Source organism: Nostoc sp. NMS8, from assembly GCF_017115045.1.
Lineage (GTDB): Bacteria > Cyanobacteriota > Cyanobacteriia > Cyanobacteriales > Nostocaceae > Nostoc.
Genome location: NZ_JABXKK010000002.1, coordinates 1 through 11753 on the forward strand (window position 1 = coordinate 1; position 11753 = coordinate 11753).

The 11753-nt window shown below is 42.3% G+C and carries 16 protein-coding genes and 3 pseudogenes; 8 read left to right on the plus strand and 11 right to left on the minus strand.

Annotated features, from left to right (window positions below; genetic code table 11):
* The first annotated feature begins 379 nt into the window (after positions 1–379).
* Together HWQ39_RS00025 and HWQ39_RS00030 are read left to right on the plus strand one after the other, a co-directional pair.
* Positions 380–1285, plus strand: coding sequence for an alpha/beta hydrolase (locus HWQ39_RS00025; protein WP_292839795.1), 906 nt, complete (start codon positions 380–382; stop codon positions 1283–1285).
* Between the two features lie 260 nt (positions 1286–1545).
* Positions 1546–1956, plus strand: coding sequence for a DUF6130 family protein (locus HWQ39_RS00030; protein ID WP_292839798.1), 411 nt, complete (start codon positions 1546–1548; stop codon positions 1954–1956).
* 230 nt (positions 1957–2186) lie between these two features.
* Here HWQ39_RS00030 and HWQ39_RS00035 read toward each other — a convergent pair whose 3' ends face one another.
* The gene (locus HWQ39_RS00035; RefSeq protein ID WP_292839801.1) at positions 2187–2369 is read right to left on the minus strand and encodes a hypothetical protein; all 183 of its coding nucleotides are present in this window, start codon (positions 2367–2369) and stop codon (positions 2187–2189) included.
* A 183-nt stretch (positions 2370–2552) separates the two neighbouring features.
* Between HWQ39_RS00035 and HWQ39_RS00040 the strand changes: the two are divergent.
* Positions 2553–2897: pseudogene (locus HWQ39_RS00040) on the plus strand (IS4 family transposase); the annotation flags it as partial.
* A gap of 69 nt (positions 2898–2966) precedes the next feature.
* Here HWQ39_RS00040 and HWQ39_RS00045 read toward each other — a convergent pair.
* The 3 genes and pseudogenes from HWQ39_RS00045 to HWQ39_RS34320 form a co-directional block, all read right to left on the minus strand.
* On the minus strand, positions 2967–4307 hold the full coding sequence (locus tag HWQ39_RS00045) for a cytochrome P450 (RefSeq protein ID WP_292839804.1): 1341 nt from the start codon (positions 4305–4307) through the stop codon (positions 2967–2969).
* 158 nt (positions 4308–4465) lie between these two features.
* A complete protein-coding gene (locus tag HWQ39_RS00050; protein WP_292839807.1) occupies positions 4466–4837 on the minus strand; it encodes a pentapeptide repeat-containing protein in 372 nt (123 codons plus the stop codon).
* 78 nt (positions 4838–4915) lie between these two features.
* Positions 4916–5104: pseudogene (locus tag HWQ39_RS34320) on the minus strand (pentapeptide repeat-containing protein); the annotation flags it as partial.
* Between HWQ39_RS34320 and HWQ39_RS00060 the strand changes: the two are divergent.
* The 3 genes from HWQ39_RS00060 to HWQ39_RS00070 all read left to right on the plus strand — a co-directional run bounded on the left by HWQ39_RS00060 (position 5034) and on the right by HWQ39_RS00070 (position 6109).
* Positions 5034–5312: a hypothetical protein gene (locus HWQ39_RS00060; RefSeq protein WP_292839810.1), complete on the plus strand. Its 279-nt coding sequence runs from the start codon at positions 5034–5036 to the stop codon at positions 5310–5312. The pseudogene HWQ39_RS34320 and the gene HWQ39_RS00060 overlap by 71 nt on opposite strands.
* An 80-nt stretch (positions 5313–5392) precedes the next feature.
* Complete coding sequence (locus tag HWQ39_RS00065) at positions 5393–5611, plus strand: hypothetical protein (protein WP_292839813.1); 219 nt, start codon at positions 5393–5395, stop codon at positions 5609–5611.
* Complete coding sequence (locus HWQ39_RS00070; RefSeq protein ID WP_292839816.1) at positions 5612–6109, plus strand: transposase; 498 nt, start codon at positions 5612–5614, stop codon at positions 6107–6109.
* A 56-nt stretch (positions 6110–6165) separates the two neighbouring features.
* On the opposite strand, the gene HWQ39_RS00075 is transcribed toward HWQ39_RS00070, so the two are convergent.
* From HWQ39_RS00075 to HWQ39_RS00085, 3 genes are all read right to left on the minus strand, one after another.
* Positions 6166–6309 carry a hypothetical protein gene (locus tag HWQ39_RS00075; protein WP_292839819.1) on the minus strand — a complete coding sequence of 48 codons (144 nt, stop codon included), beginning with the start codon at positions 6307–6309 and terminating at the stop codon, positions 6166–6168.
* A 26-nt stretch (positions 6310–6335) separates the two neighbouring features.
* Positions 6336–7196: a MetQ/NlpA family ABC transporter substrate-binding protein gene (locus HWQ39_RS00080; RefSeq protein WP_292839823.1), complete on the minus strand. Its 861-nt coding sequence runs from the start codon at positions 7194–7196 to the stop codon at positions 6336–6338.
* A 93-nt stretch (positions 7197–7289) separates the two neighbouring features.
* Positions 7290–7616 carry an NIL domain-containing protein gene (locus HWQ39_RS00085; protein WP_292839825.1) on the minus strand — a complete coding sequence of 109 codons (327 nt, stop codon included), beginning with the start codon at positions 7614–7616 and terminating at the stop codon, positions 7290–7292.
* Positions 7617–7907: 291 nt separating this feature from the next.
* Here HWQ39_RS00085 and HWQ39_RS00090 point away from each other — a divergent pair, with 291 nt between their 5' ends.
* On the plus strand, positions 7908–8117 hold the full coding sequence (locus HWQ39_RS00090; RefSeq protein WP_292839828.1) for a hypothetical protein: 210 nt from the start codon (positions 7908–7910) through the stop codon (positions 8115–8117).
* Between the two features lie 182 nt (positions 8118–8299).
* On the opposite strand, the gene HWQ39_RS00095 is transcribed toward HWQ39_RS00090, so the two are convergent.
* Positions 8300–9304, minus strand: a complete 1005-nt coding sequence (locus HWQ39_RS00095) for an aldo/keto reductase (protein WP_292839830.1) — start codon at positions 9302–9304, stop codon at positions 8300–8302.
* A 161-nt stretch (positions 9305–9465) separates the two neighbouring features.
* A complete protein-coding gene (locus tag HWQ39_RS00100; protein ID WP_292839833.1) occupies positions 9466–9642 on the minus strand; it encodes a hypothetical protein in 177 nt (58 codons plus the stop codon).
* 317 nt (positions 9643–9959) lie between these two features.
* Between HWQ39_RS00100 and HWQ39_RS00105 the strand changes: the two are divergent.
* Positions 9960–10163 (plus strand): annotated as a pseudogene (locus tag HWQ39_RS00105) (nitrogenase iron-molybdenum cofactor biosynthesis protein NifE); the annotation flags it as partial.
* A gap of 138 nt (positions 10164–10301) precedes the next feature.
* Here the strand turns inward: HWQ39_RS00105 and HWQ39_RS00110 are convergent.
* Positions 10302–11153, minus strand: coding sequence for an alpha/beta hydrolase (locus tag HWQ39_RS00110; RefSeq protein WP_292839836.1), 852 nt, complete (start codon positions 11151–11153; stop codon positions 10302–10304).
* 50 nt (positions 11154–11203) lie between these two features.
* Positions 11204–11590, minus strand: a complete 387-nt coding sequence (locus tag HWQ39_RS00115; RefSeq protein ID WP_292839839.1) for a hypothetical protein — start codon at positions 11588–11590, stop codon at positions 11204–11206.
* Positions 11591–11753 lie beyond the last annotated feature (163 nt).

Genomic DNA, 11753 nt, shown 5'->3' on the forward strand with positions numbered 1-11753 from the left:
TACAATTTCCATATGGCTATCGAGTCGGTGCAAGTTTTTTCTAATCAGCACCTTAATGGTTCGATAGCTTTCTTGTCTATTCCGTCAACTAAAAATTGTCCGGAGTATTGGTTGTAGAGAACACCAAGCTAAACACTAGTAACAAATAGTTTTGGCTCTCAAACGATGTCAATAAAAAGTGATTGTCATTACTACAATTACTACAATTTGATCAAGCAACAGTGTTAAATCAATTAACTTAATAGTGCCATCTCAACAGATTGTTTACAATTCATTAAAGGAGAATGTTATGGTTTCTCAAGCAAACTCGCAAGCAGCAAAAATTCTGGAAGTTGCGGATGATCCGCGTCTTTCAAAAGGAACGAAGGAATTTTTGCAAGTGCTGAATTCAGGGGGTGTGGCGCTGGAGAAACTCACAGCGCTCGTTGCACGTCAAGTTCTCGTAGATGCACAGGTTTCGGTTTCAGTAGACCTTTCAGGCATTGAAGAGTCTGAAAAGACCATTACTGCTGAGGGTTATTCAATTACCCTCAATATTGTACGACCTGAAGGGGTCAAAGGCACATTGCCTGTTTTCATCTTTATTCATGGTGGTGGTTGGGTGCTTGGTGATTACCCAACACACAAACGCATGGTTCGCGATCTCGTTGTGCTTTCAGGATTTGCAGGTGTCTTTGTCAACTACACTCGCACGCCAGATGCTCAGTACCCACAGGCGATCAATGAGATTTATGCTGCGACCAAATGGGTTGCCGAGCATGGTGAGGAGATTGGGGTGGATGGCAAGAATCTGGCAGTCGTTGGTAACAGTGTCGGTGGCAACATGACAACTGTCACTGCCTTGAAGGCCAAAGAAAAAGGAGGACCACACATTAAGCTGCAAATCCTGATGTGGCCCATTGTAGATGCTGATTTTGAAACGAATTCTTATCACGAATTTGGCGATCAGCGTTTTCTGACTGTACCAACGATGAAGTGGATGTATGACATCTACATCGCTGACCCAGAAAAGCGCAAAGACATTTATGCTTCTCCTCTACAGGCGACGGTTGAGCAACTCAAAGGCTTGCCTCCGGCGTTAATTGTGGTTGCAGAGAGCGATATCTTGCATGATGAGGGCACAGCCTATGGACGCAAGCTCGATGAAGCTGGGGTTGAGGTAACAACTGTGCAGTACAACGGTATGATTCATGACTTCGGACTACTGAATGGTTTAGCTGAGTTGCCAGAAACCCGTTCTCTATTTGTTCAAGCTGCTGCCCAATTGAAGAAATATCTGCAATAGGATGCGATCGATGTTTTTGGGGAAGGGAAAAGACGCTCTCTTAACAGCGGCAGCAAGCATTTTCACAGAAATGGCACTCATGGGTACCGCACACGCAAGCTTCGACAAGGCCAAACGATCTGAATTAGGTTTACTCCCATCAAGCAGATAAAAGCGGGTGTCCTCGACATCGGTTACTATGAAGCAGGGCCGAGTGATGGATCTCCGGTGTTACTGCTGCATGGGTTTCCGTGAAAGGGATCGTTATATCGACCACTCTTATGTATTTAACCACCATGAACACTCATACACCAAGCGCCAGGGACATTATTGGACCATCACCGTTGATTGCGATTGAAAACGAAGCACCACCCAAGCTGATTGTCGATCCACCGCTTCCCGAACCGTTAGCACAAGGACGCGTCTTCATCCAGTACCGGACGGAGAATTTGCGTGTGTTGCCAGTGTTTGGCAAAGGTGCTCTCGACGTATCGCCGCGCATTGGGCACATCCACATCACTGTCGATGATGCGCCGTGGCACTTTGTTAATGCCAGTGGCGAAACGATTATCCTGGTCGGACTGGAACCTGGTCTGCACAAGGTGCTGATCGAACTAGCTGACCCCACGCACAAAGTAATCACCAGTGAAACTGTGAAGTTCACGCTGCCCGATCCTAAAAAATCATCATGAAAAAACTAGACGGAAAAACCGCAATTGTGACGGGGGCATCTGGGGAAACGCTGCACATCGCAAATGGTATTTAGGGATCTCCAGAAAATAAAATGTCCTGACAAGAGCGTTTTCTCTATGGGCGTAATGCTCACCAGTCCTTGGGTAAACCCAAAATATATTTGATCGGGCGGGACATTTTATTACGAAGATTGACCCCAACAGAATAACTGCGTGCTAATACATCCTCGTTATAAATCAAAATCAAGGCTGAATGTTTCCCTTGAAGAATCTTCTTCTTCCTCCTCTGTAAATGGAGTTGGAGCCATTGAGGGTAGTTTGTTCGACTCAGTATTAATCGAGATGGAAGATATTTGTTGTACAGGTAATCCGGCCTTGATGAAAACAAAATAGCAATCAACTATAGAACCCATTTGACATCTTATGAGGTTTTGAATTAAGGTACTCCTCAGCATCTACAATCCAATCCTAATGGCGTATTCTACCGACCCTTGCGGGGGGACAAAATGGTCCAGAATGCTTGTACTACAAAGAGTGCAGCAATTTGTGGTAAAAGAAAAAGAGCATTCATTTGCAATAAGCTCTATTTAATGATAATATTAACAGAATTCTACGAAACAAACCTCAAGCGAGAATTGGGACGTGCGGAATATTTATTACTAAAAATCCTGATAAATTTATTACAATCTATTAAAAGTGTTAGCATTGAAGCCCTGGCTACTGCTTTACCTATCCCCATATTTTTTGAAAGTAGAAGAAAGAAAATTCAAAGGTTTTTGTCTTTAAATTACATAAATATTGAAGAAATTTGGTTTCCAATTATTAAAAGCTGGTTAGAGATATATTTTCCCTTAAATGAAGTTATTTATGTAGTGATTGACCGGACTAATTGGGGGTGTATTAATCTGTTAATAATTAGTGTGGTTTGGAATAAAAGGTCTATTTATTAATCTGTTGCGCCACTCAACATGAATGATGAATATCTACTTTAGGAATACGATTTCAAACTGTTAGCCTTCGCGCCTCCAAAACTTTACTTTCAAACCATCCCTCGGACGAGAAAATGGTAGTACTAAGCGTTCTAGATTTTGTCCAGGAAGTATTTCCCATTCATAGTCACGGATCAATAATACGGCAAACAGTTTCATTTCTAACCGAGCAAACTCTTTACCTAAACATTCTCGAATGCCACCACCAAAAGGAATATAGCTTCCAACCTTTTGTTTGTCCTGGGTGGATTCAGATGCAAAACGTTGTGGATCAAATTGTTGAGATTGAGCGTAAATATTCTGGTCTTGATGAGTTTCCTGAATTTGGTAAAATACGTCCCAGCCCTGGGGGATACAGTATCCAGCAAACTCGCTTTCTTTAATTACTTTGCGCGAACCGCTACGAACGACTGGAGGCAGCATCCGTAGAACTTCTTTTAGCACAAGCTCTAGATAGATCATTTGCTTAAGACATTCTGGTGTCAGCAGTTGTGCATGTCCAATTTTCGCTTGTTCCAAACGTGCTGTTTGCCACACCTGTGGATGTTGAGCTAACAATAAACATAAGGAAGTTAATGCTGAAGTTAAAGTTTCATGTCCAGCAACAAGCATTGCTAACATATTATCTTTTACATCCTCAATACTCAGACGACTCCCTTCCTCATCTTGCGCTTGTAATAGAATTCCTAAAACATCTTGATGGGCAGTAGGTTGTTTTTGACGTTGAACAATTAACTGATCAAATTGGACAAGAAGCTGCTCTCGCGCACGAACTGCGCGAGCAAACTTGCTTAGAGGAAATCGAATCGGAATAGATAACAGTCCATTACTCCAAGCCTCGTAAATTTTTTCTAAGTTATCATTTGCGGCATTATCAACACCTATAAACAACCTACAGGCAATATCAAGTGTGTATTTTTTCAGTTCAGGATACCAAGTGAAAGTTTTCATCTCTTCCCATTTATGCAGATAACGATGGGTCAACTGTTCCATTGTTTTGGCATAATCAGCTAACGCTCTTGGTTCAAAGGACTTGAACAAGTGTTTACGAAGTTTTTGGTGAGCAGTACCTGTCTTGACTCCAATTGAGTTGGCTCCTAGTAGCGTCTCAAAACTTGGAGTATTAGTCATCTCAAATCGCTGATTTTCATTACTGAATAGGAAACGTGTGGCATCTGCCCCAATTAAGACAATCGTTGGGCGACCAAATAGATGGGTTTTGAAGACTGCTCCATATTGCTTTTGTCGCTGCCCAATAAAACTTGCTGGCTCTTGCAAATAACTAATGGATTCGCCAATGAGCGGCAAGCCAAAGCGACCAGGAGGTAATGGCAGTGTTTGTCCGCTTGAAAAGCTAGTCATGTTTTTTCTCACTTTTGGGTGATTAGATATTATATTTACGATACGGTATCGTAAAACGTGAGAGGATGATATTGATGCTCTGATTGAGAATGCTGCACAAATTACGCTTAGTCCTTTGGGACGGCAGACTGTTGCCATGATTATCAGTAGTGCCTCAACTAGTCCTCAATTTGCTCAAATTTATTGGACAAAATATCTTTATTGTTATCAGGTTTGCGAAGTGGGTCAGGGTTATATGGAATGGGGAGCCGCATATAAACGTATTCACATCTCACCCCATCAAATTTAGTATCGGTGGTAATGCCCCAATCTTGAATGTATGCTCCAGTAAGAGTAGCGCCGGTCAAGTCGGTTCCGTTAAGCTGTGCTTGTACTAGCTTTGCTCTAGATAAATCTGCATCTTGTAAATTCGCTTGACTGAGGTCTGCACCAATAAAACTGGCATCTATCAAGTTAGCTCCTTTAAAGTTAATTCCGCTTAGGTTTTCACGGTCAAAATTAATGTCCTGTCCAACACCTGTCTCTAACACGCTTACTACTTGTGCTTTTTGAAGGTAAGTTGTTCCAGGGCGAACAAAGTCGAGTTTTTTAGTTTTGTTGAAGCAGGTACGAATTAGAATGGTTTTTCTAAAATCTGTACTTTTTAGTGTGGTGGCTGTGAAATTAACATCAGTTAAATCAGCACTGTGAAAGCTTGTACCACCAATAGCTGCAAAAGCAATAGCAATGTTCCGAATCCAAGAGTATTTTTCATCTCCTTCTATTGCTTTGCGACCAATGTTAGCACTAAATAAAATTCCGGCGACGGCTAAGACGAAAACGAAGGCGAAGACGAAGGCAAAGGCGAAGGCAAAGGCGAAGGCAAAGGCGAAGGATAATGAGGCGACGATTCCGGTTCTGCCTCCGAGGAAGGCGAAGGCGAAGAATCCGAGTCCATTGAAGACGAAGGCTAAGGCGACGGCAACAGCTAAGGCGAAGGTGATGGCGAAGACGAAGGCTAAGTAAGGCTAAGGAGATTTATAACAAAGAAACTACCCAAGCATTTAAGATACTCTTAGTCCTTTTGAGAATGAAGGAACAAAGAATTGGAAAGCTCCAGTAAACCGGGGCGGTTACTTAGCCCATCCCAAATTGAAGACCTTCGTCTGGCCGCCTCCAAAATGAGTGGAGTAGAACGTCGTAGCTTTCAAGCACAGATGACACTGAAGTATTGTAAAGGCAATGCCCGATTAGCAGAGAGGGTGTTCGGGTGGGGCAGAAAATGTGTGGAAGTGGGATTGTTGATGAGGATAGTGGGCAGTTAGTTGTCCATCCACTTTGGCAGTTCTTTTAAAACCAGTGATTTCATCGTTGATACCCTACAGGGTTGGTGGTTCGAGCTGACTCCCCAGCAACAGGCAGAAACGGTTCTGCTGCAACTCAAAGTGGATAACGGCCCAGAAAGCAGTGGTGTACGAACCCAATTCCTCAAGCGCATGGTGGAGTTTTCAGACCAAATCGGCAAGCCGATTCAACTGCTCTACTATCCTCCCTACCACAGCAAATACAACCCAATTGAACGATGTTGGGGGATTTTGGAACAACACTGGAATGGCACTCAACTGCGGGATGTCAACACAATGCTGAACTGGGCACAAAGTATGACCCTTGAGGGGATTCATCCGATTATCAAGTTAAACCAACAGATCTATTCAAAAGGAATCTCACTCTTGAAAACCGCCATGCGTGAGGTTGAACGCAGACTGGAACGCAATCCAGAATTACCCAAATGGGATATCCTGATCCGACCTGCTCATGGGTAAATTCTTTTCTGGAAATCGCCTAAGTGGTCAGCCATGAAGAATGCGTCAAACTTGCCTTACTCTAGTTTCTGGATAAATCGTTTCAGCGCTGGGAAGTTGAAATTAGCGCTAGGCAAAGCCCCAGGATAGCGCCAAGCGCCTGTATGTATACTTACCGGGCGCATAAAAGCACCTAATTTTAATTGCTTCGATCTGCTCATTATTCCTCCGTATGTGTAATTCGTAATTAAAATACAGGTGCGATCGTCCCCTTGAAGTAGTTATTGATATAGTCCTTCAATTTGGGATCGACAACCAATTGATTTAGTTTTTGGATGTTGGGATCGTTTGCTTTTGATTGTACAGTTGCTAAACCCACTGCATAATTTTTGTTAGCTATGCCAATCTCGTCTAACACAATGGGGTTTAGAGATACCTTTGCTTGTACAAGGAAGGATGCAGATGTCACAGCTAAATCTAGATCGTCTAACGCTCTAACAATAGCGTAATTGTCTAATTCTTTAATTTGGAGGTTTTTGGGATGCTTAATGATATCCTTGATGCTGTAATACTCCCCTGGCTTGTCTTTTAAATTGATTAAGTTGATGTGTTTGAGGAATTTCAATGCGCGATCTTGATTGCTATCATCATTAGAAATAGCAATTGTTGCCCCTATAGGAATTTCATTAAGTGATTTTATCTTTAGTCGTTTTGAATAAAGTCCGGTTATGGTGGTATAGCTGCGATTCAACATGACAAAATCCGCGTTGAGTCTTTTAGCAGCTTGTTTCATAAATGGCTCATGCTGGAAAAAGTTAGCATCAATTTCCCCATTTCTGAGAGCATCGTTAATTTTTACTGAATCAGCGATAGTCACGATTTGAAAATCTAAGCCTTGGCTAGTGGCTATTTCTTTTTGAATGAACTTCAAAACATCCTCAGTGGTGGTATTTCGAGATCCGACTTTTAGTACTGTTGTCTTAGTTGATTGGCTGACTAATTGACTCGTAGATGAATTTGGTTTTGGTGTACAACTAGCGAAAATAGATGCGATCGCTAACCCTGTTGTCAGGATAAAATAGCGGCGGTTCAACTTTGGATAAAACATGATAATAATTAGTAATTTTTAATAAAGGGTAGAAAGGAAATTCTGTAATTAAGAAGGTCAGATTTAATTTTGATTTTCTTCCCAATCCGCAATTCAATGCACCTGTACTTCAAATTCTGCTTGGTGTAAGTATTTCAAAGCTTGAGTTACCTTTTGACCTTCTAATTCAACGTGAAACTGACCAACTCGGCGATCGCCTACTGTTTCCACACTCCCACTGAGGATATTGACATCCCCATCAAAATTGCGGGCTAAGGTGGCAAAAATCGGTTTACTTGCTTGTTCTCCTGCAAAAGCGATCGTGGCAATAACTGCACCAAGCTTTGGTTTATAACCATTGCGATGGGGAAAAATTCCTGTGAAAGAAAGTTTCTGGGATTGATGATATGTTGCGCTATTAAAGTTGTGGTAAATCCGCACTTTTGGGCTAACTGAATTAAATTCTTGGCTCGTGAGTAACTAGCATCACGAGGTTCAAGAGGATGGTTCGTCACGCCGCAGTTGCCGTAAACAGTAATCCAAATCCCATAGCGTGGTTCAGACATAGTTTTCTAGAACCTTTATAGTCGATACTAAAACTTTATTTTTGCACTTACCTACAACAATATACGGCAAATCAGTCGATTTATAGTAGTATACTATGAGATTTGCATAGGTGAGGATAAAAAACAAGGTGTATCTTCCCAATCCTCATTTAATTTGGAGGCAAGAATGTCACAACCACGCTATGGTATTTGGGCTCCAGTTGGGGGTAACTTTGGCCCTCTCAATGCGCCAGATGAACCGATTGATGCTAGTTATGAACGCACGCGATCGCTAGTATTAGAAGCAGAACGTTTAGGATACGTCACAACCTTAGTAGCACAGCACCTTGCCAACCCCCGTAGTCTAGATTTAGAACATTTGCGTAGCTTTTCGTAAAGACAAGATACTATGTCTGCATACACCATATTGCAGATAGCGATCGCCCAGCCCCTAATAGTCCGCCACACAAAGTTTACGTGGTGGCGAACTTTAGGTAAAAAGAGGTAAAATCAGGGGTTTTACCTGTGTAGCCGTGACTTCCAGTCGCCTGGTGCAAGATTACCAGTCCACTAATCCCTCTATGGGCGATTTCCAGAGGGATGTTGATGCCCTAAGATGGGATGAGGTGTGTAAGGTTCTTCTAAGAATTTGCGCTCTTCATCAGAGAGCTCTAAATCCACCGCCTCCACAGCCTCTTTAAGGTGTTCTATCTTACTAGCACCAATTATCGGAGATGTCACACCTGGTTGATGCAATAGCCAAGCTAAGGCAATTTGTGTGGGTTTCACACCCCGTTTTCCGGCTAATTCAACTACGCGATCGACTACTTTAAAATCTGAATCTTGATAGTAGAGATTGTGAGCAAATTCGTCAGTTTTTGCCCGTAATGTTTGGCCATGATCTGACTTGCTGCGATTCCCTGCTAAAAAGCCCCGCGCCAAAGGACTCCAAGGAATAATACCAATCCCTTGATCTAGGGCTAAGGGTATCACTTCTCGTTCTTCTTCCCGGTAGACTAGGTTGTAGTGATTTTGAATTGATACAAAACGAGTCCAGCCGTGAATGTCTGCTGTATAAAGGGCTTTAGCAAACTGCCATGCGTAAACGCTAGAAATTCCTAAGTAACGGACTTTACCTGCTTTGACAATATCATACAGTGCTTCTAGGGTTTCTTCAATTGGTGTTTCATAGTCCCAACGGTGAATTTGGTACAAGTCTACATAATCAGTCTGTAGCCGCCGCAAAGAAGCATCAATACTGTCAAAAATATGTTTGCGAGATAGTCCTCGATCATTAGGCCCATCGCCGACTTTACCATGTACTTTAGTAGCAATCACAACTTGATCTCGTTTAGCAAAGTCTTTGAGCGCTCGTCCGACAATTTCTTCGCTAGCACCCAAGGAATAGACATCGGCGGTATCAAAGAAATTAATCCCCAATTCCAAAGCCAGTTTGATAAATGGACGACTTTCTTCTTCTTCTAATACCCATTCGCGCAATTTACGCGAGCCATAAGTCATCGTGCCTAGTGTAATCCGGGATACTTTTAGCCCAGTTTTGCCAAGATTTACATATTTCGTCATACGGTTTGCTCTACTTTTTGTTGGGATGCTTAATAAGGTTGTGATATTTCTATAGCCTTTTGACATTGATTTGCATAGAGTATTGCAGCAGCTATGAGCATTGCTTTGCAAAAGCCAGGATGCAAAATATTATATATCAATCGGTTTACCGGAGTTATTAGCTATAAGATTAAGAATTGCATATAAATGAGAAATATGGAACAGGAAATCAGGAAATGTTTGGGAGAGGGGGCTGTTGGTAAAATCTCTCGGATATACAAAGCGATCGCCACCGTCAACCCAACCAGGGCTGCGGCTAAAGCTCGTAGTTCAAATAGTGTATACTTTTCAAATTTCAAGATTTTTTTTTTAATATAGTTCTGTTTATCGATAGATTTAAAGTATTAAAATAATTCAGGCTAAAATTCCCGATATAAATTGTTATTTTAGTTAAATAAAATACCTGAAAGACTATTAGTAAAAAACAAGTTTCTTGGTTAGATAATAAAATAGAACATAAGGCACATAGAAAATATGTGTGTAAATTATCCTGTTTTATTATCTAATAATTTATATTCTAAAAATCTCAAAACAATACTTGATTTGACATATTATTAGCTATACTAATATTTAGATAAGCTAACACTATCCAAAGAATTATAGTACTGGGGCTGGCAATAAATATACAGCACTCAAAACGGGAATTCCTTTTTTAGACATTAACCATGAACGTCACCATGCTTATGCAGGTTATGCAGGTTTGGTGGTACTAGCACGCGAACTACATGAAGCCTTGTATAGTCCTATATGGCAGCAAATTAGCAAACCTGCTCCTTGGGATGAAAAAATCAGCTATCAGGTATCTGACTTTTCCCGTTAAGTCTCTTTTGCAAGCTTCCAACCTTCTCTACGAGACGCTACGCGAACATAAAGGTCGTGTAATTTTAACCAGCCTCGCCATAGTACTTGGATGCCAATTAAACATTTCCTCCTATATGATCGCCCGAAGTTTTCTCCCTTACGCTCCCGAAACGGCTGAACTTTCCGCAGGGATTCGCTCATCAATCCATTGCTGGATGTCCGCCATCACAACCTCTTTGTCAATGTCGTTGAGAAGGTCGTGATAGTGTCCCTTATAGAGTTTCAGCGTCTTGTCGGTCGAGCCTGCTTGTTCGTTAAAGTGTTGGCTGCCGCTCGGCTTGGTTGCTTTGTCATCCGTGCCGTGCAGTATCAGCAAGGGCAACGTGATAAGCGGAAACTCTTTTCTGAGCCGCTCGTCAGCGCGTACCATCGTCGCAGCAGTTTGCGTCGGCTGAGACTCGTCCTTGATGAGCGGGTCATTGTTCATTGATTCAACAACCTGCGGGTCACGGGAAAAATCTTTATTATTAAGTTTGAAGACCTGCGTATGCGGCGTGATATGGCTCAAGCCTTTAAGAAAGGAGAGAACCAAATCCGGCACGGGCAGTTCATAAGCAAAACTTTCGCAAATAAGTCCCGAAATCTCCTTTTGATGGTCGAGTGCGTAAACGCAGGCAATGACACCGCCAGCGCTGTGCCCGAGAACGAAAACCGGCAAACCTGGATTCTCTAACTTCGCCATCGTGACGAATGTCGCTACGTCGTCAACGTAATCCTCAACCTTCTCGACGTAAAAGCGTTCGCCGTCCGAACGCCCACGCCCGCGATGATCCAGCGCATACACAGCTAGGTCGTGGGTGGCGAACTGCTCCCCTGCCCAAAAATATTGCCCGCTGTGTGAATTCAACCCGTGGACGATGACAACTACCCCGCGCGGTTTTCCCTCCGGCTGCCACGAGCGTGTAAAAATATTAAGCCCTCCGACTCCTTCAAAAGATGATTCGTTCATTTGTTTATCTCCTTATTCGTCTCCAACCAGTTCAGTATTCCTCGTTACCTTTAGCACCCTATTTCAATTACTGTACCGTATTTGTTATGCTGTTTCTTAAATGCTTTGCCCGCAAGCTTTTCAAGACCTTCTACACGGCGATGAGTATTTTCTGCATGTGCGCCATCGTCACCTAATTGGCGACTTAAAAATAACTGCAATTCTGGATCGGGAATTTTATCAATAACGTTGGCGACAATTTGCACAATAAATAGGTCATGGGCTGCACCACCAACGCGAAAATGGTAGAAATTCTCTAGTTTTTCTGCTGTGGCGATCGCTTTTGGCTCCTCTAACCGCTTTTTGGGAATATGGGGAGCATATTTATCAATTAACCTATCAATAGTTTCATTTTCAAATTCAATTGTCCAAGCTGGACGGGTGATAGTAGCAGTCATATTTTGCTCCTATATGTGAGTTGTTCTCTTGTGTCGAAGAGAGCCGATTAATCTGCCAATCTTAAATTTTTGTGACGCAAATTTATCAGTTGCAATCTCGCGTCTTTTCCTTGTTTGCTCGTAAAAGTTAATGATGTGTTGTGCCATCCAATTTGTTGTCATC